Genomic DNA, 23,600 nt, shown 5'->3' on the forward strand with positions numbered 1-23,600 from the left:
TGGCAATGCAAATGGCCGGAGGCAGCGATGCCTCCGGCCATTTTTTTACATGACGTGTCAGCCGTTGAAATCCCTCCGCGCTTCCGGGAACGTGCTTGGACCGACCGGCATGCGGGCTGCCAGGCTGCCATCGTCGAACAGGATAAGGCTGGCGGCGCCGACCAGGCCGGCGTGGCGGCCAAGCTGCGCCTGGACGACAGGCACGTCGCGATAGGCGCGCATGGCGCGTTGCCGGATGGTCGCCTCGATGACCGGATGCATCAGGTCGAGGCCATTGGCGATGCCGCCGCCGACGACCAGCACGTCGGGCGAATAGAGATGCAGGAGATTGGTGAAGCCGACGCCCAGCCAGCGCGCTTCCTCCTCGAGCAGGGCCACGGCGAGATCGTCCTGCAACCGCGCCGCATCGACCACGTGGCGACCCGTGACCTCGGCATTGGCCGAGAGGCGGCGCAGCGTCGAGCCGTCAAAGGCCGATGTCGCGGCGTTGGCGCGGCGGCCAAGCGCCGTGCCCGAGGCGATGGCCTCGAAGCAACCGACGACGCCGCAGACGCAGCGCTCGCCCTCATTGGTGATGGTCATATGGCCGATCTCGGCGGCCAGGCCACGGCGGCCATGCAGGATGCGCCCGTCGGCAACGACACCGCCGCCAATGCCGGTGGAGACCGTGACGAAGACCAGCGAGCGCGCGCCGTGGCCGGCACCGAAGCGCCATTCGCCAAGTGCTGCCGCATTGGCGTCGTTCTCCAGCCTCACCGGCAGGCCGAGCCGACGCTCGAGAATGTCCGCCAGCGGCACATCCTGCCAGCCAGCCAGCGTCGGCGGTCCAACCGCGATGCCGGCCAGCGGATCGAGCGGGCCTGGCGCACCGACGCCAACGCCGACGACGGCGAGGCCTGGCGCTTCGGCATGAACTGTCGCGGCCAGCGCCTCGATCTGGCCGATCACCACGTCGGGCCCAGCCTGTGCCTGCGTCGGCACGGCGGCGAAGGCCAGAATCTTGCCGTCACGGTCAACCAGGGCGGCACGAAGCTCGGTGCCGCCAAGATCGATCGCGAGGGCCGCTTCAGTGGTCATGCCGCGACCTTCAGCCCATGCAGCCAGCCGATGCGGCCGGCCAGGTCCTTGTCGCCAAAGGCGAGCGATCCCAAGACCACAGTCTCGGCCCCGGCAGCACGCAGCAACGGCACGGTCTCGTGGCGTATGCCGCCGTCGGCGGCGAGAACCACGTCCGCCTCGCGGCCAGCCTTTCGCAGGATGGCGCGGGCAGCACCCAGCCTGTCGCAGGCCTTCTCCGACAGGCTCTGGCCCTTGACGCCGATCGCGGTGCCCAGCAGCGTGACGAAGGCAACCTCGGAGACGAAAGGCCTCACCGCCTCGACCGGCGTCTCCAGCCTGAGTACAACGCCGGCTTCGGCGCCGAGTTCACGGGCCAGCCGCACGGCACGCAATCCCGCCTCTCCATTCTCGGCATGGACGCTGATCATGTCGGCGCCGGCCTCGATGAACTGTCGCGTCTGTGCCTCGACGATTGCGTCATCGACCATCAGATGGACATGGATGGGTTTGGCCGTCAGCCCGGCGATGCGGGCGACGAGATCGGGGAAGAACAGGAAGGACGGGGCGAAATGGCCGTCCGCCACATCGATGTGATGCAGATCGACATGAGGTTCGATCCGTTTCAGGTCGCTTTCGAAATTGGCGAGATTGGCCGACCAGAGCGAGAATTCGGCGATCAAGCGATCGCGCGGCAATGCGGCGATTGCCGCGGGGCCTGACAGGGGCTTTGAAGTCATGATTGGTCCTGATTGTTGAAATGTCTGTCGAGAAAACCGCCGATGGCGGCGCGGGTTTCGGCGAAATGCCGATCCTTGTCGGCGGCTTTCGGCGTCACCTCGGCGAAGGCTGCATTGGGGATGGTCCCAGCAAGCTCGCGCGCGGTCGCCAGGGGATGGACGAGATCGATGCCGCTGCCGATGACCAGCGTGGGTATTGCGAGACCAGTGGCGTCCGCCCGCGTCACGCCAGGCCCGTCATTGGCGATCGCCTGCATCACCTCGGCAAAGATAACCGCGTTTTCGCGGGCGAAGAAGCCTAGCAAGGACGCAAGATTGTCCGGGGCTTCGCTGCGAAAGCGGGCCGCAGTGGCGGAGGCCGCAAAGGCGTCCCGCGCGTCATCCAGCGGATGATCGCGGATGAGCTCCGCCACTTCGACGTAAGGGCGCATGTTTTGCGGCGCCGCGTCGAAGGCCCAGGCAGGACGCACCAGCACCAAGCCAAGCACACGGTCCGGGCGGCGGCTTGCCAGGTTCAATGCGATCGCCGCCCCCATCGAGATGCCGCCCGCGACGAAGCGGTCGAGCCCAGCCGCATCGGCAGCTGCCAGCACGTCGTCGGCGAACATGTCGATCGAGAACGGGCGCTTGCTGCCGGCACCGGAGCCACCTTGCGCGCGGCATTCGACGGTCAGCCGGCGGCGTGATGGGCTGTCGGGAAAATTCTGCGCCACCTGCGCGGCATCGCCGCCGAGGCCATGCTGGAAGACGATGGGAAGCCTGCCCTGCCCGGTGTCGAAGACACGAAGAGCGGCATCGTCGCGCAGCAGGATCGTCGGCGCGGCGCTCATCGGAGCAGCCCATGTAGGAACGCGGCGACGCCGGGAGCCTCTTCGGCGGACAGCCCATGGGTGACGAGCGCCCCATCGAAGCCTACGGCCTTCAGCCGCGCGACGAAATCCGGGAAGTCGACGATTCCTTGTCCTGATGTGGCGAAGCGGCCGTCGCCATACCGGTCCTTGGCATGCGCCATGGCGATGTGCCCGGCTGCTTCATCGATCGCGGCGGCAACGATGGCGCGCGCCTCATCCGGCGTCGCGTGTTCGAACAGGTTCGCCGGATCAAGCACGATCTTGAGATGCTTCGAACCCATGTCGGCGATCAGGCGTGTCGCGTCGCTTGCCGAGGTGACTATGTTGGCCTGCTCGGGCTCGATGCCGAGATCGACGCCGGCGTCCTCGGCCAGCGCCAACGCTTTCTCCATCTCGATGGCCATGTCGGACCACGCAGCCGGTGTGGCGTTGTCGGGATGAAATGCCCATTGATCGGCGGCATTGCGCGAGCCGGTGCAGAGCGTGACCAACGGGATGTCGAGGGCTGCTGCGGTCTCGATGACGACGGCAAGACGGCGAAGGCCATCGTCACGTACCGCCTTGTCGGGATGGGCCATATTGTAGGTGCCCGACAGCGCGGCCAGCGAAACGCCTGATGATTGCGCGGCAGCGCGGATCGCCACAACGGCATTCTGCGGCACGGCATCCGGCATCGACGGCAGGCCGGCGCAGGCGAGGTTGAATTGCGTCGTCTCATAGCCGGCCTGCTTCACCGCAGCCAACACGGCGGCCGGCTCGGTGCCCGAAAAAGTCTTGGCGAAGATGCCGAGACGCATCAGACCGCACCTGAAACCGAGGCTAGCTCGACACGCTCGCCCGTTTCCACCGAGCGTGCAATGGCGACCATGGCGCGGATCGAGGCGATGCCGTCCTCGACATTGGCGCCGCGCATCGGCGTGCCGTTGAGCACTGTGTCGGCAAGGCCTTCCAACTGGCGGCGGAAGAAATGGCCGTCGGCGCCGAGCGGTTTGCGCGAGGTCGCGTCCTTCTCATGAAAAATGTCGACCTCGCTGGCGCGGAAGTACCAGGGGTTGAAGGTTTTTGCTATCACCGAACCGTTCTCGCCATAGAGCTGGAACCCTTCGTGCCAGTCCATACGCACGGCCACCGTAAGATCGAGATGGCCGAGCGCGCCACTGGCGAACTCGGTCTCGACGAACCAGCAATAGGCGCCGAAGCGTTCATTGAGACGGGCGCGGACCGCCCTGATGTCACCGCAGAGGAAGCGCGCCGTGTCGACGAGATGCGAGCCATGCGCCAGCATGAAATATTGCCGCAGATCGGCCTTGGGATTGCCCGCCGGTTTCCTCGCCAACTTGCTGGTGACGGGCAGCGGCTGAATGGCGTCGGTGTTGGTGTAGCGGTGGGTGGAATCGCAATACCAGGCCTTCAGCGCCAGCACCTCACCCATCTCATCGCGGACGAAGTCGCGCGCGGCCTCCAGGGCCGGGTCGAAGCGCTTCATGTGGCCGACCTGCAGCACCTTGCCCGACCGCTTCACCGCCGCCGCCAGTGCCTCGCCTTCCTCGACCGAGGTGCCGATCGGCTTTTCGCAGAGAACATGCTTGCCGGCGTCGAGCGCCTTGATCGACATCGGCACGTGATAGGCATCAGAGGTGGCGACGATCACCGCTTCCAAGTCGGGATCGGCGAGCATGGCGTCATAATCGGCATACATCTTCTGCGGTTCGTAGGTGGCGCCCATGCGGGCGAGCAGGTCGGGCGCCGCATCGCAGATGGCGTAGAGATCGGCATTGCCGGCCTTCGTGCAGGATTGCAGATGTGCGAACTGCGCGATGGGGCCGCAGCCGAGCACGCCGACCCTGAGGCGTCTGTCTTGTTTCTTGATCATCGTCTCGTTCTTCAGGCGCCGTAGCTGCGCATCGTCTGGCGGTTGGTCTTGACCGCGCCAGCGGGATTGGCGGCGGCCGTGTCGGATTCCTCTTCAAGCACCAGCCAGCCGTTGAAGTGTGGCGCGGTGTTCGCGATCTCGATGACCGCTGATGTGTCGCAGACGCCTTGGCCCAGCATCGCCCAGGTGCCGTTGGCGTCAACGTCCTTCAAATGGATGTAGCGGATGCGGTCGCGATAGGTGCGCAGCGTGTCGGCCATGTCCTTGTGGCCGCGCAGGAGATGGCCGGTATCCGGCACCCAGCCGACCAGACCGGGGTCGAGCAAGGCAAAGATCGCGTCATAGTCGGCGCGGTCGAACAGCAGCGTGTTATGGTGCGAACTCGGATGCACCGCCACCTGGACACCGGCCTTGCGGCCGAGCTCACCGGCCTTGTTGTAAACCTCCGCGGCGATGGCGAACTTGTCGTCGCGCGGCCCGTCGGACACCACCGTTGCCGACCCCATCGAGACCAGCGCGCCGGGAAAGGCGGAAGCGAAATCGATCCAGCGTTGCGCCGCCGCAAGGTCGGCGCCGATCTCCTCCTTGAGCGTAAAACCGCTGTCCGAGCCGAAGGCGAAGGAAACGAGTGTCAGGCCGGACGACTTCAGCGCGGCGGCGAACTCCGACGGCCGGTCGGCGTAGCGGCCGATCATGGTGTCGGTGATCTCGATGCCGGAATAGCCGCCATCGGCGATGGCCTTCAACAGATCGTCGGGGCCGCCGGTAAAACGGTCTCCCAGCATTTCCCAGGTAAAGGTCTGGCAGCCGACTTTGAGGTCTTTCACGTTCATCCTTTCAATCCTTGATACCGCTTATTGCTTGATGCCACTCTGCGTCGCCGTGGGAAGGACATCCTACTTGACCGAGCCTGCGGTCATGCCGGCGAGGAAGTACCTCTGGGCAACGAGGTAGATGAACAAGAGCGGTAGCGAGCCGAGCACGCTCATCGCCATCATCTGGTTCCACTCGAAGGCGTGCTGCCCCATCAACAGCTGGATGCCGATCGGGACGGTGCGCATCGAGGTCGACTTCGTCAGCGTCAGCGCAAAGAGAAATTCGTTCCAGCACAACAAGAAGGTGTAAACCGACGTCGCCACGATACCAGGCAGTGAAATCGGGACGACCACCCGCCAAAGCGCCGTCCAGCTGGTGCCGCCATCGACAGCCACGGCTTCATCGAGATCGCGGGGCAAGGTGTTCAGATATCCCGTCATCAGCAGGATCGCGTAGGGCAGTGTAAACACCAGGTAAGTCAGGATCAGTGCGAGGTAGGTATCGAAGATACCGTATGAGACGACAAGCCCGAAGAACGGGATCAAAAGCGTGATCGGCGGAATCGTCTGCGTGCTGATGATGAGTGTGTTCAGGCTGCCCTTGCCGCGGAAGTTGAAACGGCTGAACCCGTAGGCCGCCAGCAAGGCGATCAGCACCGTCAACACGGTCACCGTTCCCGCCACGAAATAGCTGTTGAAGAAGAAGCGCAGCTTTACCGGGTCGCCAAGGATGGCTGCATAGGCTTCCAGCGTGAAGGCCTTCGGCAGGATGGTTGGTGGCAGGGCAAAGATTTCGGTATTCGATTTGAACGAACTGCTCAGCATCCAGTAGATCGGGAATGCCGCGAAAAAGAGCCCCGCTGCAAGCGCTATATGGAGCGCGACGGTGATCAACCTGTCTTTCGGCGTATGCCTTTTCCTCATGGTGACTACCGAGCCTTTTGATAGCGAATATAAAACAGCGTCAGGCCGAGAGAGATCAACAATATGACCACAGCGCTCGCCGAAGCCTGCGACAGGTTGTAGCTCGAAAATGCCAGCTTGTAGGTGTAGGTGCTCAGCACCTCGGTCGAGTAGATCGGACCGCCACCCGTCGTTATCCAGATCAACGGGAAGACCTGCATGGTCCAGATGAAGTCGAGCAGCGAGATGCTGATGATGATCGGCATCAGCTGCGGAATGGTGATGAAGATCAGCTTCTGGTAGGCCTTCGCTCCGTCGATATCGGCGGCCTCGTAGAAATCCTTGGGAATGCCCTGCAAACCCGCGAGCAGGCTGACCATGAAGAGCGGGTAGCCCGCCCAGATATTGGCGAAGGTGACGGCGTGCAGCGCGGTCTCGGGCGACGAAAACCACTCGACCTTGGAACCGATGATACCCAATTGCAGGAGAATGCTGTTCACGACACCGTTCGGCTCGAGCAGCAGGCGCCAGATCACGGCGATGATCACCGCGGTGAACAGCCAGGGCAGTATGTAGAGCACACGCAGAATATTGCGCAGCATCGGATTGATGCGGTCGCTGTTCAGCATGAGCGCGAAGATCATGCCGATGGTCATGTGGAAAATGACACTCATGCATGTGAAGTAGAGCGTGTGCCACAGCGAAGCCCAGAACACCGGATCGTTGAAGATCGCCTGGTAGTGTTTCAGCCCGGCAAAGGACGGGTCGCGACGCAGCACCGCGCTGTTCTGGAACGAATAGCCAATCACCGTCACCATCGGCAGCAGCATCAGCAGGCTGATGATCACGAGCGAGGGCGACAGATAGAGGTAGGGTGCGACCGCTCGTTTCAGCTTGTGGTGGGAGCGCTTTTGCCGGGTCATGTGCCAACCTTGGGATACGCCTTCAAGAGAAGGTAAGCTTCAAAAACAGGTCCATCTCAAATTGCCGATCCGTTGTTGCCGGGTGGCCCGCCCGAAGTCAGGCCACCCGGTCGAAGAAACGGGAACAGGCCGATCAGAATTTCGCCATCCAGCCCTTCTGAGCGGCGGCGGCGGCTTGTTCGGGAGACTGCTCGCCGGCGAGCATCTTCTGGGCTTGCACGTCGAACTGGGTCATCAGGTCTTCAGCCACCGGCAGGCCTGTGAACTCATTGGCGAGATAACCGGTCTTGAAGATTTCAAAAGCCTTGGCGAAAGCCTTGTCCGAGGTCACGAAATCGGGCTTGGCGTTGACGTTGCCCGGGAAGGCGTTTGCAAGCGACACGAGCTTGGCGTTCACCTTCTCACTCATCAGATATTGGACGAGTTTCCAGGCCTCTTCCTGATGTTTCGAGGCAGCGGAGATGCCGATGCCCCAGGAGGCATAGGGAAGGCCGCGTTTGCCCGTATAGCCCTCCACGACCGGGACCGGGATGAGGTCGAAGTTCAGATTGGGATTGCGCTTGCGGATGAGGTTCACATGCGCGAGCGAGTCGATCATCATCCCGACCCGGTCGTTGACGAATTCCTCGACCTTTTCCTGTTCGGTCTTGGTGGCGATGCCGGGCGAGATGGTGCCCGCGTCATTGAGCGATTTGACGAAGGTGAGCATGTCCACCACGGGCTTGCCCTCGAGAGCGGGCTTGCCGTTTGCCATCATCGACTGACCCGAAGCCCAAACCCACGACATCATGTCGTTCTGGACGCCGGATGGCGTTTGCAGCGACAGGGGCAGCACCCAGCCATACTGGTTCTTGTCGGCGTGCGTCATCTTCTTGGCGGCGTCGAGAAACTCCGCGCGGGTCGACGGCAGCTTGGTCACGCCGGCCTGCGCGGCGAGGTCCAAATTCACGAAGACCGGATAGACGAAGGAAGCCACGGGAAACATCACCGCCTTGCCGTCCACCTTGATGATATCCGCGACCTGGGTCTTGTCGAACTTGCTCGCATCCATCATCGCGTTCATGTCGGCGAGCGCGCCCTGCGCATTCAGGTTGTTCACCCAGGCACCGTCGAGACCGACGACGTCGCTGAGCGTTCCGGTTGCGGCACCAACCGAGATCTGGTCTCGCGTGGTCGCGTAGGGGCCGCTGACCAGCGTCACCTTGATGCCAGGATTCGCGGCCTCGAAATCGTCCAGGATTTTCCGCAACGAGCCTGCGGGCAGTTCAGGCTCCCACCATTGGGTGAATTCCAGCGTCGTGTCCGCCATGGCGGCGGTTGCGCCAAGCAACCAGGCTGCCGCGGCTATTTTCAGCATCGCGGGTTTTATCCGAAACATCATTTTCTCCTCCTTCTCTGGGATCGACCGCACAATGCGGCCGATCGTCTGCTTCATTCAGAAGTCTTCTTACGAGTGCTTCGCAGGCGCCTCACCCTCGCCTGCGGGCTCTGCCACAGATCTTCAGATCGCCAGATGTGTCTCGGGATCGAAGAAATGGAGCTTGGTATCATCCAGGGCCAACCGGATTTCCGAACCGGAGCGAACTGTGCTGTCCGGTTCGAATCTCGCCACCGCATTCGACGTCAGGCCGAAATCCTGCACTGCGTCGGGGTCGCCGGAGTCCACCCGGACCCCATCGATGTTCAGATGGACGATATGTTCCGATCCGAGTTCTTCGATCGAGGTCACCTTTGCCGGTATCGTCTGATACTTGCGGCCGGATTCGAGGCTGCTGTCATAGAGATCCTCCGGTCGGATCCCGAACACGATTTTGCGCCCTGCATACGACCTCAAACCCGGCCTGCGCACGAAGGCTGCATCCTGCAGCCGGATGGCAAAGGCGCCGGACATCAGTTCGCCGCCCGTCATTGTCGCCTCGAAAAGGTTCATCGAGGGAGAACCGATAAAGCCAGCAACAAAGGCGTTCACCGGCGATTCGTAGAGCCTCTTGGGCGTGTCGACCTGCTGCAGCACGCCGCCCTTCAGCACGGCGACTCTGTCCCCCATCGTCATCGCTTCGGTCTGATCGTGGGTCACGTATATGGTCGTCACGCCGAGCTGCTTTTGCAGGCGGGTGATTTCGGCGCGCATTTGCACGCGCAGTTTCGCGTCCAGATTGGAAAGGGGTTCGTCCATGAGAAAGGCTGCCGGCTCGCGCACCATGGCGCGGCCCATGGCAACCCTTTGACGCTGTCCGCCGGAAAGGTTCGCGGGTTTGCTGTCCAGCAAAGACGTCAGTTGAAGGGTCTTGGCGATCTCGTCGACGCGTTTCTTGCGCTCGGCCTTCGGCTTGCCTGCCAGCCGCATCGAAAAGGCGATGTTTTCGAACACCGTCATATGCGGGTACAGCGCGTAGCTCTGGAAGACCATGGCGATGTCGCGGTCCTTGGGCGGCATATCGACGACGTCGACACCGCCGATCCGAAGGCTGCCGCTGGTGATGTCCTCCAATCCCGCGATCATCCGCAACGCGGTGGATTTGCCACAGCCGGACGGCCCGACGAGAATCAAAAACTCGCCGTCCTCGACCGACAGGTTCAATTGGTCGATTGCGTGAAAATTGTTCCCGTATGTCTTGCAGATATTCTCAAGAACGACTTCTGCCATATTCCTCCCCCCACAAGTTCAAGCCACTGATTTTGTTGTTTTTATTGACTCACTTTCACCTGTGAAAATGTTTCCTCGGATCGTTTCAGGCTATGTTCCGGTATCGAGTTGCGCATATCTGAGTTCGATTGCCGACGGCGCGTTCGCCGACGCCAGGAGTTCCGTGACCTGGTCGTGGGTCGGAAGCGCCTCGCGCCCGCCCCGCCCCGTTATCGAAAGCGCCGCCGCCGCGGCAGCGAATGCCGCCCGGCCCGCGGTGTCGGCACCGCGTGTCAATGCATAGGCATAGGCGCCATGAAAGCAGTCCCCGGCGCCGGTCGAGTCGACGACGACAACCCGGTGCGGAGGCAGGTGCCAGAGCCCTGTCTCGTCGCGTCCACGATAGAAGACGCCCCTGCCGCCATCCGTCAGAACCACGGCGGACCGCGACGGCAACCACAATGCATCGAGTATTTCGGCGGGCGATCGGCAACCCGTGGCAGTCCGCGCAAAGCCGAGCGGAAGAATGAGATGGTCGCAGAGCGCGACCAGCCGCTCCGTGGCTGGGCCGCTGCTCCATTCGACATCGCCAAGGATCGCAAGGCCGAGATCGCGAGCCCGCGCCACGACATCCAGCGACCCAATCCCGTAACTATCGACGATCAGGACGGCCGCACGGCTGAGGACCTCGTCCGGAAAGTCCGGCGCGGTGCCCAGCATCGCTTCGTCGTCATACGCGATGAACCGTTCCCCATCCGAACCGACGGTGATCCGCGAGCGCACCGGGCGCGCGTGCGGGTGGCGCGGCGCGAACGCGGTTTCAACGCCGCTCGCAACGAGATCGCACAACACGTCGTCGTCGGCGGCGCTGCCCAGCCATCCGACGAACCCGGCGCTTCCGCCGAGCCGCGCGACGGCGGCAAGCGCCGTCGCGACATTTCCCCCGAAAGCTCGGGCACTTTGCAGAACCTTCCCCTTACCGGCCGACAAGGGCTGATCGACATAGACGATGTCGTCGATCGCAATAGCTCCGAAGCCGAGGATTGAAGGGACGGTGGGCATCGGTCAGGCACCCGCTCTCGCCAGGGCGTCTTGTGCCGAAAGGCCGTCATGGATGACGCCCCGAAAGGCAATCGCCGCCTTTTCCGGATCGCCATGCCCCCAGAGATTGCGGCCCACCACGGCACCGCGCGCGCCGGCACGGATGGCGTCCGCCGTCTGCTGAAGGGCGCCGAGCAGCGTGTCGGTCTTCGGACCACCGGCGATCACGACCGGCACCGGGCAGGTCCGAACGGTCTCCCGGAACGACTCGAAATCGCCTGTGTAACCGATCTTGATCACGTCGACGCCGGACTCGTAGCCGATGCGTGCCGCATAGGCGATCTCATCGGGGGTGAAGACGATTTTTGCTCCGTCGGTAAAATCGCGAGGGTAGATATGCGCCACCACCGGCATGCCGTAACGGGCTGCAGCATTCACCGAATCGGTCAGCCAGCGTATGTATTTGCCCTCGGTCGCGCCGCGCACTGGAATGGCCACGGCCAACGCATCGGCGCCAGCGCGCACCGCATCCTCGGGCGTTGCAATCAGTTCACTGATGCGATCGTCCGGGGTGAAGCAGCCGGCCTGGATCACCAGGGCAGCCTTGCCCGCATATTGCGGCCACAGATGGCGAGCGGTGCCAGGCTGGATGCTGACGTAGTCGGGTTTGCCCACCATGACGCGTGCAAGCGCGCCGGGCAGGTCGGCAAGACCGCCTTTGCGCACGTCGCCATAGCCGACAAAGTGGTCGACGGCGCCGCCAAAAAGATTTCCCGATGGATGTGAGAAGAGGCGCGCCAAGCGCACCTTGGTTCCGAGGCTCATGAGTCCAAAACTCTCCAATTGATTGACTTCAAAATCTCGGACCCAGTGTTTTCGAAAGAAATAATAAATGCAATCTTTCGAAATCTTTCGAATTCGCTTATTTTTGGTAGAGTGAACCGAGGCCAGGGCGATCGCTTGGCGGATGGAGGCAAGGACAGGGCAATGTTGTCAGAGCAGAGACGCCAATCGATCCTGGGTGAAGTGCAACGCAGCGGACAGGTTCGCATCAAGGAGCTGTCAGACGATTTTGGCGTGTCGGAAGTCACGGTGCGCTCCGACCTCGAGATACTCGACCGCAAGGGACTGCTGACCAAGACCCGTGGAGGGGCGGTGACCCGGACCACGGATTCGACCACGGCCGCGTTTGCCCGGCGGATGCAAACGAACCTCGATGCAAAGAAACGCATCGCCCAGGCAGCGGTAGAACTGTTCGAGGACAACCAATCGGTCATCTTCGACGGCGGCTCGACATTGATGCAGGTTGCCATGCTGTTACCGCCGCTCAGCAATGTCGTGGTCGCGGCCACGGCGATGAATATCGTGCAGCATCTGATGCATCGGCCCGGGCTCGACGTTCACATGATCGGTGGCCGGGTCTATCCAGACACGGTGAGCACGCTGATCACCGATGCCGACACGGCTCTCGGCGGCTTGGTGGCGCATCAGGTCTTTGTTGGAGCTCATGCGATTGACTCGTCACTGGATGTGGTCGACGTGAACGAAGACATGGCGCGAACGAAACGAAACCTCGTGCGCATGGCCCGGCGCGTTGTCCTCCTTGCGGATTCGAGCAAATGGGGCGTCAGCGGAACTTCCAAGGCATTTTCACTGTCGAGCGTCGATGTTGTGATCACCGACGATGGCCTGTCCGACCCGATACGCAGCCAGCTTGATAGGACCGGGGCCAAGGTCATTTATGCCTGACCCGTCTCGGTCCCTGCCCGCGACGGAAACATCCAATGCGCGCATGACCCATGAGCTTAGGACCGGCTGTCGGCCGGTTTTTCATGTCTGCCATCTTCTCCTCCCAAGGCTGGCAGCCTCCCGAAGTCACGCCAGCGTTTTCGCATGTTCTATAAAAATTTTACGCGCGTCAATATTTAAAATGTTGTATAGCGTTTTCCCTGAATGATCCGTTGCCGGCGCGGCGGATCCGGCAGAGCATGACGAAGTTGGGAGGTACGGCCAAAAATGCAGGGAAAATCAGAGGCGAAGCTCGGAATCGGCGTCATCGGATGCGGCAACATCTCAATGACCTACCTGCGCAATGCCGCGCTTTTCGGTGGAATTGAGCTGCGCGCCTGCGCCGATATTTCGTCCGAGATGGCGGCGCTTCGGGCAAAGGAATATGGCATCCGGGCGCTCGGCGTGGATGCGCTGCTCGCCGACCCCGAGATCGATCTCGTGCTCAACCTCACCATTCCAGCAGCGCATTTCGACATTTCGTTTTCTGCGCTTTCGGCGGGAAAACACGTCTTCACCGAGAAGCCGCTGGCCACATCAGCCAGCGACGGGCGTCGCCTGGTAGCCGAGGCGGCAAAGCGCGGCCTGCTGCTCGGCTCGGCGCCTGATACGTTCCTCGGTGCCGCCGGCCGCCGGGCGCGCCGCCTGATGGACGATGGCGCCATCGGCCGCCCGGTCACCGGCACCGCCTTCATGATGGGGCGCGGCATGGAGCACTGGCACCCAAACCCGCAATTCTACTACCAGCCGGGCGGCGGCCCGGTGTTCGACATGGGTCCCTACTATCTGACCATGCTGGTCAATCTGCTCGGCCCTGTCGCGCGCGTCATGGCAATGGCGACCAAGGGCCAGGAAGAACGCCTGATCACTGCCGAGGGGCCGTTCAAGAACACCACCTTCAAGGTCGGAACGCCGACCAACGTGCTATCGCTGCTCGAATTCCGCTCCGGCGCCACCGTCACCTTCGGCGCCTCGTGGGACGTCTTCAAGCATTCCAACCACCCGATCGAATTGCACGGCACGGAAGGCTCGCTGCGTCTGCCAGATCCCGACACGTTCGGCGGCACCGTCTCGCTGTCCGAACGCGGCGCCGGCTGGAAGGATTTCGCCAGCGAAGGCGAGCTCTATGGTGCCCGCAACTGGCCCTATGCCGCGCCCGATCGCGCCAATTATCGCATGCTCGGCGTCGCCGATCTGGTGCGCTCGCTGAAGACTGGTGCAGCACCTCGCGCGTCCGGCAATCTGGCGCTGCATGTGCTGGAGATCATGGAAGCGATCCTGCGTTCGGGCGAAACGAAGAGCTCGGTCGCAATTACGGGAGATGTCGTCCAGCCGGCGCTGCTGACCGAGGACGAAGCCAGCAGCCTGCTCGCCTAGACGCAGTGACGCCGGAGATGAAAATGACGCTCGATCGGGATGCGCTGCGCGTTCTCGAAGTCGGCCGGGCGGCCGGGGGCGTGCCGTTCGAGAACGGCAGCGTGGCGGCGGCACGGGCCGCCTACATCGCCTCGTTCCCGACACAGCAGGGCGAGCGCGAGCCGGTGGCAGAGACCTCGCAACAAGAGATCGACGGACCGAACGGCCCGGTCACGATCCGCATCCATCGCGGCATCGGCGCGCCGCGGAGCGGAGCGCGCGCCGTGCTCTATCTGCATGGCGGCGGCTGGGTCATCGGCAATCTCTCCTCGCATGACGAGATCTGCCGCTGGTTGGCCAATCTGGGCAATGCCGTTGTGGTCTGCCCCGATTATCGGCTGGCGCCGGAGTACAAGTTTCCGACAGGGTTCGAGGATTGCGCCGCGGCGCTCCGCTTCATGGCGGAAAATGCCGGCGAGCTCGACATCGACCCGGCCCGTATTGCCGTCGCAGGCGACAGCGCCGGTGGCAACCTGGCTGCCGTCCTGGCATTACTCTCCCGCGACGGGCTAGCGCCGCCGCTTGCCGCCCAGATCCTGATCTATCCCAACACAGATGCCCGCCAGACGGCGGACAGCTACCTGCGTTTCGCCGATGGCTTCGGGCTCACCGCCACCACCATGGCCTGGTTCCGCAACCATTATGTGCGAACGCCGGACGACATCACGGATTGGAGGGTATCGCCACTGCTGGCATCAACGCTTGCCGGTGCTGCACCTGCGTTTGTCACGATCGCCGGCCACGACATCCTTGCCGATGAAGGCACGGCCTATGCTGAGCGCCTACGGGCCGAAGGCGTGCCGCTGGTGCTGCGGCACTGGCCGGGCCAGATCCACGGCTTCGTCTCGATGGGCCGTCACATACCGGCCGCGCGGCAAGTGGTGAGCGAAGCGGCGGCCTGGCTCAAACAGCAGACGCCCGCTCAGGCCGACTGACGCATCACCAGCGTGGCGCCGAGCTTGACGTTGCGCGCCAGACCCTGGCCGGGCGGGTCGGTCTCATCAAGCAAGGCCAGCAACATCTCGACGCTGCGGCCGGCCATGGCGGCGAAATCCTGCGCCATGGTGGTCAGCGCCGGGCAGGTGTAGCGGCTCAGCGGATGATCGTCATGGGCGGCGACACGGAAGTCGCAATCGGCTCGGCGGCCGATCTTCAGCCCGCGCGAAAAAGCCGCCGCCATGACGCCGAAGGCGAGACGGTCATTGGCGCACAGCAATGTGCGGGCCGGAAGGCCGCCTTTTTCCAGCGCCCTCTCCATCCATTCATGGCCGATGCGCTCAAAATCCCAGTTGTAGCCGCCCGCCGCTTCGAGAACGACAGGTTCCAGGCCGGCGGCTCGCATCGTCTCGATATAGCTCTGCAAGCGTTCGCCCGAATTGTGGTTGACGTGCGGAATGTCGACATAGACCGGCGGCTCGCCCGAACGGCAGAGATAGTCGACGATGGTGGATGTGCTCTGGTGGTTGTCGTTGCCGACGAAAGGCGTGTCGCCTTCGATGTAGGTGTCGAAATAGACGATCGGAATCTCTTCGCTCATACGCTCGAAGACGCCGGGTTCGGAGACCGATCCCAGCGGAGCGACGATGGCGCCAGCGACTTTCAGCGACATCAGCGTCCTGACCGATTCCGCCTCCAGCTTCGGCGAACCGTGCGAGGAGATGACGATCGGCCAGAATCCCTCGTCGCGGCAGCGCAGTTCGATACGGCTGACCATTTCGGCATAGAACGGATCGGTGAGCGCCGGCACGACGATGCCGACATTGCGGGTGCGCTTGCGGTTGAGATTACGCGCGAAAACGTTGGGCTGATAGTCCGAGGATCGCAGTGCCGCCTCGATGCGCGCCCGCGTCGCCGGCTTCACGCTGGCCGGATCGTCGAAATACTTCGACAGGGTCGGACGTGACACGCCGGACGCCCTGGCGAAATCATCCATCGTGCGGTGGGTTTTCTCCGCCATCGATATTTCAGGCCCCTTTGCCCTCGCCGCCAGCCTTCCAGCCAGAATCAGTCTTGCGACCGATGCCGAGAGGCAGCATTGCTTCACCGAATTTGTTCAGTCAAATTTCAGCGTTTCCAGTACAACGCAAAAGAGTTGCGCGCGTCAAATTATTTATTGACGCCCTGAAACCGCACGTGGACGGCAAAACGGATTCGATGCTCTGCTACGCCGCGACCCCGAAAGCGCCAGCCAGGCCATGCTGGCGCATCTGAGGACGGTCGAGCGTAACCTGCTCGGGCGGTAAATCCGCATACCGCGCCGGTCAGTAAGGCAACCCAACATAGTTCTCGGCGAGCGCGGTCGATGCGGCGCGCGACTGAACGAGATAGTCGAGTTCGGCTTCCTGGATGCGCTGGCCAAAATCGCCGGTGTCGGGAAAACGGTGCAGCATCGTCGTCATCCACCAGGAAAAGCGCACCGCTTTCCAGACCCGCGCAAGTGCCTTGGCGGAATAGGCGTGGATGCCAGCGTGTGATTTCTCGGCATAGAAATCGCGCAAACCGGCAAAGAGATAGCGCACATCGCTGGCGGCGAGGTTGAGGCCCTTGGCGCCGGTCGGCGGCACGATGTGGGCGGCATCGCCGACCAGGAACAGCCGGCCGAAGCGCATCGGCTCGGCGACGAAGGAGCGCAGGGGTGCGATCGACTTCTCAAAGGACGGCCCGGTGGTGACGCTTGCCGCAGTCTGGTCGGGCAAGCGGCGGCGCAACTCGTCCCAGAAGCGGTCGTCAGACCACGCCTCGACGCGATCGTCGTGCGCGCATTGCACATAGTAGCGGCTGCGATGCGTCGAGCGCATAGAACACAGCGCAAAGCCCCTCTCGTGATTGGCATAGACGAGTTCGTGATCTGCCGGCGGCACTTCGGCCAGCACGCCGAGCCAGCCGAACGGATACTGCCGCTCGAAGGTTCTCAGCGCGCGCTCCGGCGCCGATTTGCGGCTGACGCCATGATAGCCGTCACAACCGGCAATGAAGTCACAATCGATGCGATGGCTGACGCCGTCCCTTGCATAGGTGACGAAAGGCGCCCCGCCGTCGAAATCATGCAACGCGACTTCAGACGCCTCGTAGACGGTGACGAGGCTGGCCGCCTCGCGCTTGTCCATCAAATCATGCGTCACCTCGGTCTGGCCGTAGACGGTGACATGCTTGCCGCCGGTGAGTGCCGCGAGATCGATGCGGTGCAGGCGCCCGTCGAAAGCGAGCGAAATGCCGGAATGCGGCAAGCCTTCGGCATGCAGCCTTGCGGCAGCACCAGCCGCCTCCAGCAACTCAACGGTTCCTTGTTCGAGCACCCCTGCCCGCACGCGGCCAAGCACATGCTCGCGGCTGGAGCGTTCCAGAATGACGGTCTCGACGCCGATGCCGGCCAGAAGCTGCCCAAGCAGCAGGCCGGAGGGTCCGGACCCGATAATGGCGACCTGCGTGCGCATCAGTGGCCGAGACTTTCGATCTGTGCGGCCAGTTCGGCGGCGAGCCGCAGCGACGCGGCGGTGGCGACAACCATTTGCGGCAGCAGCAGCCATTCCAGCGTCCAGGCAGCGCCCGAGCGCTCATGCTCATGCACCAGCGCCTGGTGCATGCCGGAAAGTTGCGTGGCGTTGAAGCGGGCAAGCGCCACCAGCGCCTCGGCCTTCACCGGGTTCTGCTTGTGCGGCATAGCCGACGAACCACCGCCGCCGGATAATTCGATGTCCGTCCCGGCTATCGCCATCAGCGCAATGTCCTGGCCGAACTTGCCAAGGCTGCCAGTTACCAATGACAGCCAGGCTGCGAACTCGGCCAGTGCATCACGCTGGCTCTGCCATTGCGGAGAGTCGGCGAGGCCGAGTTTTTCGGCAAGCGCCGCACGCACCGCTGGTCCCTTGTCGCCAAGCTTTTCCAGCGTGCCAGCAGCGCCACCAAACTGCACTATAAGCAGGCGTCTCGACTGATCCGACAGCCTCTCATGATGCCGCTGCAGTGGTGCGCGCCAGGCGTTCACACGATCCGCCACTTGGATAGGGATCGCTGGCTGCATGCGCGTCATGCCGGTCAGCGCCCTACTCCCGAAGCGCTCCTCCAAAGAGGCGAGCCGTATGATGGTCTCGGTCAGGAGCAGGCTGAGATGCTCGACGACAGATTTCAGCCGAAGCACAAGGCCCGTGTCGATGACGTCCTGGCTAGTCGCACCGAAATGCACCCTGCCGCTATGCGGTTCGCTGACCGCCGCCCTGATCTGGCGCACCAGTTCCGGAACCACGACGCCGTCCTTGGCGACGCCGGCCCTGAGCAAGGCGGTGTCCGGCCGGAACGAGGCCAGTGCCGTCACGATCGCTGTCGACGCATCCCTTGTGATGATCCCGTTTTCCGCCTCCGCTTCGGCCAACGCGTGTTCGAAGCCCAGCATCGCCTCGATTTCCGCATCGACGGAAAAATGACGGCTCGCTTCCTCGTCACCAAGGAGGGCGGAAAGCAATGGATGGTCGAAGGGCGATACGGTCATGTCCTGCTCCTCCTGACCATCAGCTGTCGAAGAAGACCGTTTCCTTCTCCCCCTGGAGATGGACGTCGAAGACGTAGGTGTCGCCCTGGCGCTCGGCGATCAGCGTCGGCACGCGGATGCGGTGCTCGATGCGCGCCAGGATCGGATCCCCGGCATTCGCCTTTTCCTCGTCGGAAAAATAGAGCCGCGTGTGCAGGCCGAGATTGATGCCGCGCGCGACGATCCAGAGTGTGATGTGCGGCGCCATCAGGCGACCATCGCTGAACGGCACACGACCCGGCTTGATGGTCTCGAACGTGCACAGGCCGGTGTCCATGTCGGTCGGGCAGCGGCCCCAGCCGAGAAAGTTCGGATCGGCCGCACCACGCAACTCCGCCGGTGAATTGTAGAGGCCGTCCGCATCCGCCTGCCAGATCTCGATCAGCGCGTCCCTGAGCGGCGAGCCGGTGCCGTCGAGTACCCGGATGCACAGGCCGATGCGCTCGCCTTTCGTCTTGTCGTTGACCATGGTCGTGCCGAGATCGGTCGCATAGACGCCGCTAATGCCGCAGAAATTCGGCGTCAGCCCGATATGGACATAAGGTCCCGCGGTCTGCGAAGGGCTCTCCTTCAACCGGTCAAGCGACTGGGCCATCAATTGCCCTCCGGCCGGTTTTCGAACAGCGACGAACGGCGCCCGCGCAGCACGATGTCGAACTTGTAGGCGAGCGCATCCATCGGGATCGTCGCTTGCGTGTCGAGGATGGCCGTCAGCGCCTCAATGGCTGCCTTGTCGGCGATGCCGCGCACGATCGGGCATTTCCAGATCAGCGGGTCACCCTCGAAATACATCTGCGTGATCAGGCGTTGGGCGAAGCCATGGCCGAAGATCGAGAAATGGATGTGCGCCGGGCGCCAGTCATTCGGCCCGTTCGGCCAGGGATAGGGACCGGGCTTGACGGTGCGAAAGGCGTAGCCGCCGTCCTCGCCTGATATGGTTCGGCCGCAGCCGCCAAAATTCGGGTCGAGCGGGGCGAGATAGCCGTCCTTCTTGTGGCGGTAGCGGCCGCCGGCATTGGCCTGCCAGAATTCGAGCAGCACGCCGGGAACCCCAACGCCGCGCTCATCGAGCACCCGTCCATGGACGATGATGCGCTCGCCGATGGCGCTCTCGCCCGACCTGGCGAAATTGTGAATGAGGTCGGCGTCGAGCTCACCCAGCATGGCGTGACCGAAGACCGGTCCTGCTATTTCCGACAGCGTGTTGTCGAAGGACAAAAGCGCCTTCTGCGGCGAGCGCAGCACCGAACTCTTGTAGCCTGGCGTCAGCGCCGGCGGATGCCATGTCCGGTCGCGCTGGAAGAAAGCGCCGGTCTCGGGCCTCCGGTTCGAGCCGGACTCAGCTGGCATTGTCGGCTCCGTCCATTTCCGAAAACACGTCCTTGGCTATTCTGAAGGCACGGTTGGCGGCCGGCACGCCGGCATAGATGGCGACATGCAGGAACGCTTCGCAGATATCGTCGCGCGTTGCGCCGGTGTTGGCGGTGGCGCGCACATGCAGGGCGACCTCCTCATCATGGCCGAGTGCGGCCAGCAGCGCCAGCGTGACGATCGAGCGTTCGCGCTTGCTGAAGCCCGGCCGCGCCCACACGGTTCCCCAGGCGGCCTCGGTGATCAGCTCCTGGAAGGGCTGATCGAAATCCGTAGCGGTGACCTCCGCCCGGTCGACATGGCGATCGCCGAGCACGGAGCGTCGCACCGCGAGGCCGGTGCGATATCTGGCTGCGTTGCCGGGGACTTCATCCATGGGTTTCTGCTCCAGGGGCAAGCGATGCGATAAAGTCGCGGATCAGGGCGACCAGCGCCTTGGGTTGTTCGACGCAAGGAATGTGTCCGGCGTCGCGGATGATCTCGAAACGCGCACCGGGGATTAGAGCCGCCAGCGAGCGGACCAGATCGGGCGGCGTCGAGCCGTCCTGGTCGCCGGCGAGGCAAAGCGTCGGCACCGTAATGCTGCGGGCGACCTTGGTGAAATCAGCGTCGCGGACGGCAGCGCAAGTGCCGATATAACCGGCGACTGCTTGCCGGGTCATCATGTTCCAGTAGCCGTCCAGCTCGGCCACCCGGTTCGCGTGGAACGCCGGTGTGAACCACACTTTGAGCACGCCATCGGCAATGGCCTGGATGCCCTTGCTTTTGACCGTCGCGATGCGTGTGTTCCAGCTGTCCGTCGTGCCGATCTTGTGGGCCGTGTCGCATAGGATCATGGCTTCGACGATCCCGGGGCGCCTGGCATAGAACCCTTGCGCGATCATGCCGCCGACCGACAGGCCGCAGAGCACGACCTTCTCCAACCCGAAATGATCGATGAGCGCCGAGAGATCGTCGACATGATCGTCGATCGACCTGATGTCGCCGATGTCGGACAGCCCGTGGCCGCGCTTGTCATAGACCAGCAAGGACATTTCCCCATCGAGGGCCGAGACGACGTCGTCCCAGATCCGGAAGTCGGTGCCCAGCGAATTGATGAATATGATCGCGCGCGCATTGCCGGTCGCCTTGACGTGGCGGTGATGCAGCGTGATGCCGCCGATGGTGACGAATGGCACGATTTCGATCCTCCACCCCCACATTGCACAAGGCATTTGGTTCGGTAAAATGATATTTTGCGCCGTTTCATTAACTCAGGGGTTATCAAATCCATGTCCGAAGGCCGCATCCGGTTCCGCCATCTGCAGGCATTCCTGGAAGTCGCGCGGCAGGGCAGCGTGGCGCGCGCCGCCGACTTCCTGCATGTCAGTGCGCCGGCGGTGACCAAAACCCTTCGAGAGCTGGAAGAGGCGCTCGGCATCGCCGTTGTCGAGCGCGATGGGCGCGGCATCCGGGTCACAAGGCTTGGCGAGATCTTCCTCAGCCATGCCGGCTCGGCGATCACGGCGTTGAAGCGCGGCGTCGATTCCGTTCGCCAGGACGGCGCCATCAACCGCCACCCGATCCGCATCGGCGCGCTGCCGACAGTGTCGGCGAAGGTCATGCCGCAGGCCATGAGCCTCTTTCTCAGGGAAAATACCGGGGCGGCGATCAAGATCGTCACCGGCGAGAACGCTGTGCTGCTCGAGCAATTGCGCACCGGCGCGCTCGATCTCGTCGTCGGTCGGCTGGCGGCACCTGAAAACATGACCGGCTTCTTCTTCGAGCACCTCTACTCCGAACAGGTGCTGTTCGTGGTGCGGGCCGGACATCCGCTGCTCGAGCCGGGGACGGACATCTTCGCGAGGCTCGACGAATTCCCGGCGCTGATGCCGACCCGGGAATCCGTCATCCGCCCGTTTGTCGATCGCCTGTTCATCACCAATGGCATGACCGCGCCGGCAACCGAGATCGAAACCGTCTCGGATTCCTTCGGCCGCGCTTTCCTGCGGCAGAGCAATGCGGTGTGGATCATTTCGGCCGGCGTGGTCGCCAACGAAATCGCCAACGGCAGCTTCGTCGCCTTGCCGGTCGACACCGAGGAAACCAAGGGACCGGTTGGCCTGACGATGCGGACCGACACCGCTCCCTCGCCGGCCTTTACTATCCTGTTGCAGACCATTCGCGAGGCGGCACGGCCGGGTGTCTGAGGTGCCGCACCATTTGGGCCGGGCTCTGTCTTCGTCGAAAATCTCCTAACCCCAGGGTTAATGAAACACCGCAAAATATCATTTTACCGAACCAAAACGCTGGTGCACTGTGCCGATGGAGGAGCCACAGAGGGAGGAACACATGACCCATTCTATCGGCAGCAAATCCAATATTCGCGGCATTTCGCGGCGCCAGTTCATCGTCACCTCGGTCGCCGGCGGTGCGGCGCTCGCGCTTGGTGGCCGAAGCGCTTTCGCTCAGGCCGGCGACACGCTCAAGGTCGGCTTCGTCAGTCCGCGCACCGGCCCGCTGGCGGGCTTTGGACAGACCGACGGCTATGTGCTCGACCTTGCCCGCAAGGCGCTGGCTGGCGGCCTTGAGATCGGCGGCAAGAAATACAGTGTCGAGATCCTCGACCAGGACACGCAGTCCGATCCGTCTCGTGCGGGCCAGCTCGCCAAGGACCTAATCAACAACCAGGCGATCGACCTGATGCTGGCTGTTTCCACGCCCGAGGTGATCAATCCGGTGGCCGACGCCTGCGAGGCCGCCGGCGTGCCGTGCCTGTCGACCGTCATGCCGTGGGAAGCCTGGTACTTTGGCCGTGGAGCCAAGCCGGGCGCGCCCTCGCCGTTCAAATGGACCTATCATTTCGGCTTCGGCGTCGGTGAGTTCTTCAAGACCTACATCTCCCAATGGAACCTGATCGAGACCAACAAGAAGGTCGGCGTCATGTATCCAAACGACGCCGACGGCAACGCCATCCGCGCCAATCTGGCACCGCTGCTGGCCAAGCAAGGTTTTACGATTGTCGATCCTGGCGCCTATGAGACCGGCACCACCGACTATTCCTCGCAGATCGCGCTGTTCAAGCAGGAAGGCGTCGAGATCTTCAACTCGTTCCCGATCCCGCCTGACTTCGCCGCCTTCTGGCGGCAGGCGGCACAGCAAGGGCTGATCAAGCAGATCAAGATCTGCCAGGTCGCCAAGACCGGCCTCTTTCCGTCCGATATCGAGGCGCTTGGCGATCTCGGCAACAACATTTCGAGCGCCGCCTACTGGCACAAGGCCTTCCCCTACAAGTCGCCGCTAACCGGCGTTTCGGGCACCGAGCTGGCCGACGGCTACGAAGCCGCGAGCGGCAAGCAGTGGACACAGCAACTCGGCGCCTCGATGTCGCTGCTCGACGCCGGCTTTGAAGCCCTGAAGGCCAGCACCGACGCCAAGGACAAGGCAGCGGTGGCCAAGGCGCTGAGCACGCTGAAGACCGAGACGATGATCGGCAAGGTCGATTTCACCAGCGGTCCGGTGGCCAATGTCTCGCCCGGTCCGATCATCGGCACGCAATGGGTCACCGCCAAGGAAGGCAGCAAATTCCCGCTCGATTATGTGGTGACCGAGAACGCCACCGATCCGAAAGTGCCTGTCGAAGCCAAGCTTCTGCCTTACAAGGGCTGATGGACCGCTGACGAGGATCGCCTG

Annotated in this window: 24 protein-coding genes; 5 read left to right on the forward strand and 19 right to left on the reverse strand. The window is 63.0% G+C overall.

The annotated features are described in order from the left end of the window. Window positions 1-57: 57 nt before the first annotated feature. The 12 genes from EB235_RS28590 to EB235_RS28645 all read right to left on the reverse strand — a co-directional run bounded on the left by EB235_RS28590 (window position 58) and on the right by EB235_RS28645 (window position 11,653). Complete coding sequence (locus EB235_RS28590) at window positions 58-1,077, reverse strand: ROK family protein (RefSeq protein ID WP_027034048.1); 1,020 nt, start codon at window positions 1,075-1,077, stop codon at window positions 58-60. Then, on the reverse strand, window positions 1,074-1,796 hold the full coding sequence (locus EB235_RS28595; RefSeq protein ID WP_027034047.1) for a ribulose-phosphate 3-epimerase: 723 nt from the start codon (window positions 1,794-1,796) through the stop codon (window positions 1,074-1,076). The genes EB235_RS28590 and EB235_RS28595 overlap by 4 nt, the downstream gene beginning before the upstream one ends. Then, entirely contained in the window at window positions 1,793-2,626 is an 834-nt protein-coding gene (locus tag EB235_RS28600) for an alpha/beta fold hydrolase (RefSeq protein ID WP_027034046.1), read from the reverse strand. Before EB235_RS28600 ends, EB235_RS28595 begins: the two co-directional genes overlap by 4 nt. Beyond that, complete coding sequence (locus EB235_RS28605) at window positions 2,623-3,444, reverse strand: sugar phosphate isomerase/epimerase family protein (protein ID WP_027034045.1); 822 nt, start codon at window positions 3,442-3,444, stop codon at window positions 2,623-2,625. The genes EB235_RS28600 and EB235_RS28605 overlap by 4 nt, the downstream gene beginning before the upstream one ends. Further along, complete coding sequence (locus tag EB235_RS28610; protein WP_027034044.1) at window positions 3,444-4,520, reverse strand: Gfo/Idh/MocA family protein; 1,077 nt, start codon at window positions 4,518-4,520, stop codon at window positions 3,444-3,446. The genes EB235_RS28605 and EB235_RS28610 overlap by 1 nt, the downstream gene beginning before the upstream one ends. Window positions 4,521-4,531: 11 nt before the next feature. Further along, window positions 4,532-5,353: a sugar phosphate isomerase/epimerase family protein gene (locus EB235_RS28615; protein WP_027034043.1), complete on the reverse strand. Its 822-nt coding sequence runs from the start codon at window positions 5,351-5,353 to the stop codon at window positions 4,532-4,534. Window positions 5,354-5,416: 63 nt separating this feature from the next. Beyond that, complete coding sequence (locus EB235_RS28620; protein ID WP_027034042.1) at window positions 5,417-6,259, reverse strand: carbohydrate ABC transporter permease; 843 nt, start codon at window positions 6,257-6,259, stop codon at window positions 5,417-5,419. Window positions 6,260-6,264: 5 nt separating this feature from the next. Further along, window positions 6,265-7,161, reverse strand: a complete 897-nt coding sequence (locus EB235_RS28625; protein ID WP_027034041.1) for a carbohydrate ABC transporter permease — start codon at window positions 7,159-7,161, stop codon at window positions 6,265-6,267. 133 nt (window positions 7,162-7,294) lie between these two features. Further along, on the reverse strand, window positions 7,295-8,542 hold the full coding sequence (locus tag EB235_RS28630; RefSeq protein WP_027034040.1) for an ABC transporter substrate-binding protein: 1,248 nt from the start codon (window positions 8,540-8,542) through the stop codon (window positions 7,295-7,297). Window positions 8,543-8,662: 120 nt separating this feature from the next. Further along, window positions 8,663-9,808 carry an ABC transporter ATP-binding protein gene (locus tag EB235_RS28635; RefSeq protein ID WP_027034039.1) on the reverse strand — a complete coding sequence of 382 codons (1,146 nt, stop codon included), beginning with the start codon at window positions 9,806-9,808 and terminating at the stop codon, window positions 8,663-8,665. A gap of 90 nt (window positions 9,809-9,898) precedes the next feature. Continuing rightward, complete coding sequence (locus EB235_RS28640) at window positions 9,899-10,849, reverse strand: PfkB family carbohydrate kinase (RefSeq protein WP_027034038.1); 951 nt, start codon at window positions 10,847-10,849, stop codon at window positions 9,899-9,901. A 3-nt stretch (window positions 10,850-10,852) separates the two neighbouring features. Next, window positions 10,853-11,653, reverse strand: a complete 801-nt coding sequence (locus tag EB235_RS28645) for a class I fructose-bisphosphate aldolase (RefSeq protein ID WP_027034037.1) — start codon at window positions 11,651-11,653, stop codon at window positions 10,853-10,855. A 162-nt stretch (window positions 11,654-11,815) separates the two neighbouring features. On the opposite strand from EB235_RS28645, the gene EB235_RS28650 reads away from it, so the two are divergent. From EB235_RS28650 to EB235_RS28660, 3 genes are all read left to right on the forward strand, one after another. After that, a complete protein-coding gene (locus EB235_RS28650; RefSeq protein WP_027034036.1) occupies window positions 11,816-12,577 on the forward strand; it encodes a DeoR/GlpR family DNA-binding transcription regulator in 762 nt (253 codons plus the stop codon). Window positions 12,578-12,844: 267 nt separating this feature from the next. Next, window positions 12,845-13,993, forward strand: a complete 1,149-nt coding sequence (locus tag EB235_RS28655; protein WP_027034035.1) for a Gfo/Idh/MocA family protein — start codon at window positions 12,845-12,847, stop codon at window positions 13,991-13,993. 23 nt (window positions 13,994-14,016) lie between these two features. Further along, window positions 14,017-14,967 carry an alpha/beta hydrolase gene (locus EB235_RS28660; protein ID WP_080680973.1) on the forward strand — a complete coding sequence of 317 codons (951 nt, stop codon included), beginning with the start codon at window positions 14,017-14,019 and terminating at the stop codon, window positions 14,965-14,967. On the opposite strand, the gene EB235_RS28665 is transcribed toward EB235_RS28660, so the two are convergent. The 7 genes from EB235_RS28665 to pcaD form a co-directional block, all read right to left on the reverse strand. Further along, entirely contained in the window at window positions 14,955-15,989 is a 1,035-nt protein-coding gene (locus tag EB235_RS28665; RefSeq protein ID WP_027034033.1) for a LacI family DNA-binding transcriptional regulator, read from the reverse strand. The genes EB235_RS28660 and EB235_RS28665 overlap by 13 nt on opposite strands. Before the next feature lie 304 nt (window positions 15,990-16,293). Beyond that, window positions 16,294-17,466, reverse strand: coding sequence for a 4-hydroxybenzoate 3-monooxygenase (gene pobA / locus EB235_RS28670; protein ID WP_027034032.1), 1,173 nt, complete (start codon window positions 17,464-17,466; stop codon window positions 16,294-16,296). Then, entirely contained in the window at window positions 17,466-18,518 is a 1,053-nt protein-coding gene (locus EB235_RS28675) for a 3-carboxy-cis,cis-muconate cycloisomerase (RefSeq protein ID WP_027034031.1), read from the reverse strand. Before EB235_RS28675 ends, pobA begins: the two co-directional genes overlap by 1 nt. A 19-nt stretch (window positions 18,519-18,537) precedes the next feature. Next, window positions 18,538-19,152, reverse strand: a complete 615-nt coding sequence (pcaG, locus tag EB235_RS28680) for a protocatechuate 3,4-dioxygenase subunit alpha (RefSeq protein ID WP_027034030.1) — start codon at window positions 19,150-19,152, stop codon at window positions 18,538-18,540. Further along, window positions 19,152-19,907, reverse strand: a complete 756-nt coding sequence (pcaH, locus tag EB235_RS28685; protein ID WP_027034029.1) for a protocatechuate 3,4-dioxygenase subunit beta — start codon at window positions 19,905-19,907, stop codon at window positions 19,152-19,154. The genes pcaG and pcaH overlap by 1 nt, the downstream gene beginning before the upstream one ends. Continuing rightward, window positions 19,897-20,304, reverse strand: a complete 408-nt coding sequence (gene pcaC / locus EB235_RS28690; protein ID WP_027034028.1) for a 4-carboxymuconolactone decarboxylase — start codon at window positions 20,302-20,304, stop codon at window positions 19,897-19,899. Before pcaC ends, pcaH begins: the two co-directional genes overlap by 11 nt. Continuing rightward, complete coding sequence (gene pcaD / locus EB235_RS28695; RefSeq protein ID WP_171878157.1) at window positions 20,297-21,130, reverse strand: 3-oxoadipate enol-lactonase; 834 nt, start codon at window positions 21,128-21,130, stop codon at window positions 20,297-20,299. The genes pcaC and pcaD overlap by 8 nt, the downstream gene beginning before the upstream one ends. Before the next feature lie 69 nt (window positions 21,131-21,199). On the opposite strand from pcaD, the gene pcaQ reads away from it, so the two are divergent. Both pcaQ and EB235_RS28705 read left to right on the forward strand, forming a co-directional pair. Then, entirely contained in the window at window positions 21,200-22,117 is a 918-nt protein-coding gene (gene pcaQ / locus EB235_RS28700) for a pca operon transcription factor PcaQ (RefSeq protein ID WP_027034026.1), read from the forward strand. A 142-nt stretch (window positions 22,118-22,259) separates the two neighbouring features. After that, window positions 22,260-23,576, forward strand: a complete 1,317-nt coding sequence (locus EB235_RS28705) for an ABC transporter substrate-binding protein (protein ID WP_051429812.1) — start codon at window positions 22,260-22,262, stop codon at window positions 23,574-23,576. Window positions 23,577-23,600: the final 24 nt, after the last annotated feature.

The sequence above is a fragment of the Mesorhizobium loti R88b genome, from assembly GCF_013170845.1.
GTDB lineage: Bacteria > Pseudomonadota > Alphaproteobacteria > Rhizobiales > Rhizobiaceae > Mesorhizobium > Mesorhizobium loti_B.

Excerpts from the sequence above, each read along its gene's own strand:
- EB235_RS28605 (WP_027034045.1), bottom strand. The coding sequence starts at position 3,444 with ATGCGTCTCGGCATCTTCGCCAAGACTTTTTCGGGCACCGAGCCGGCC.
- EB235_RS28640 (WP_027034038.1), bottom strand. The coding sequence starts at position 10,849 with ATGCCCACCGTCCCTTCAATCCTCGGCTTCGGAGCTATTGCGATCGAC.
- EB235_RS28600 (WP_027034046.1), bottom strand. The coding sequence starts at position 2,626 with ATGAGCGCCGCGCCGACGATCCTGCTGCGCGACGATGCCGCTCTTCGT.
- pcaH (WP_027034029.1), bottom strand. The coding sequence starts at position 19,907 with ATGCCAGCTGAGTCCGGCTCGAACCGGAGGCCCGAGACCGGCGCTTTC.
- EB235_RS28675 (WP_027034031.1), bottom strand. The coding sequence starts at position 18,518 with ATGACCGTATCGCCCTTCGACCATCCATTGCTTTCCGCCCTCCTTGGT.
- EB235_RS28665 (WP_027034033.1), bottom strand. The coding sequence starts at position 15,989 with ATGGCGGAGAAAACCCACCGCACGATGGATGATTTCGCCAGGGCGTCC.
- pcaC (WP_027034028.1), bottom strand. The coding sequence starts at position 20,304 with ATGGATGAAGTCCCCGGCAACGCAGCCAGATATCGCACCGGCCTCGCG.
- EB235_RS28625 (WP_027034041.1), bottom strand. The coding sequence starts at position 7,161 with ATGACCCGGCAAAAGCGCTCCCACCACAAGCTGAAACGAGCGGTCGCA.
- EB235_RS28620 (WP_027034042.1), bottom strand. The coding sequence starts at position 6,259 with ATGAGGAAAAGGCATACGCCGAAAGACAGGTTGATCACCGTCGCGCTC.
- EB235_RS28590 (WP_027034048.1), bottom strand. The coding sequence starts at position 1,077 with ATGACCACTGAAGCGGCCCTCGCGATCGATCTTGGCGGCACCGAGCTT.
- pcaQ (WP_027034026.1), top strand. The coding sequence starts at position 21,200 with ATGTCCGAAGGCCGCATCCGGTTCCGCCATCTGCAGGCATTCCTGGAA.
- EB235_RS28660 (WP_080680973.1), top strand. The coding sequence starts at position 14,017 with ATGACGCTCGATCGGGATGCGCTGCGCGTTCTCGAAGTCGGCCGGGCG.
- EB235_RS28635 (WP_027034039.1), bottom strand. The coding sequence starts at position 9,808 with ATGGCAGAAGTCGTTCTTGAGAATATCTGCAAGACATACGGGAACAAT.
- pobA (WP_027034032.1), bottom strand. The coding sequence starts at position 17,466 with ATGCGCACGCAGGTCGCCATTATCGGGTCCGGACCCTCCGGCCTGCTG.
- EB235_RS28645 (WP_027034037.1), bottom strand. The coding sequence starts at position 11,653 with ATGAGCCTCGGAACCAAGGTGCGCTTGGCGCGCCTCTTCTCACATCCA.
- pcaG (WP_027034030.1), bottom strand. The coding sequence starts at position 19,152 with ATGGCCCAGTCGCTTGACCGGTTGAAGGAGAGCCCTTCGCAGACCGCG.
- EB235_RS28615 (WP_027034043.1), bottom strand. The coding sequence starts at position 5,353 with ATGAACGTGAAAGACCTCAAAGTCGGCTGCCAGACCTTTACCTGGGAA.
- EB235_RS28655 (WP_027034035.1), top strand. The coding sequence starts at position 12,845 with ATGCAGGGAAAATCAGAGGCGAAGCTCGGAATCGGCGTCATCGGATGC.
- EB235_RS28705 (WP_051429812.1), top strand. The coding sequence starts at position 22,260 with ATGACCCATTCTATCGGCAGCAAATCCAATATTCGCGGCATTTCGCGG.
- EB235_RS28595 (WP_027034047.1), bottom strand. The coding sequence starts at position 1,796 with ATGACTTCAAAGCCCCTGTCAGGCCCCGCGGCAATCGCCGCATTGCCG.
- EB235_RS28650 (WP_027034036.1), top strand. The coding sequence starts at position 11,816 with ATGTTGTCAGAGCAGAGACGCCAATCGATCCTGGGTGAAGTGCAACGC.
- EB235_RS28610 (WP_027034044.1), bottom strand. The coding sequence starts at position 4,520 with ATGATCAAGAAACAAGACAGACGCCTCAGGGTCGGCGTGCTCGGCTGC.
- EB235_RS28630 (WP_027034040.1), bottom strand. The coding sequence starts at position 8,542 with ATGATGTTTCGGATAAAACCCGCGATGCTGAAAATAGCCGCGGCAGCC.
- pcaD (WP_171878157.1), bottom strand. The coding sequence starts at position 21,130 with ATGTGGGGGTGGAGGATCGAAATCGTGCCATTCGTCACCATCGGCGGC.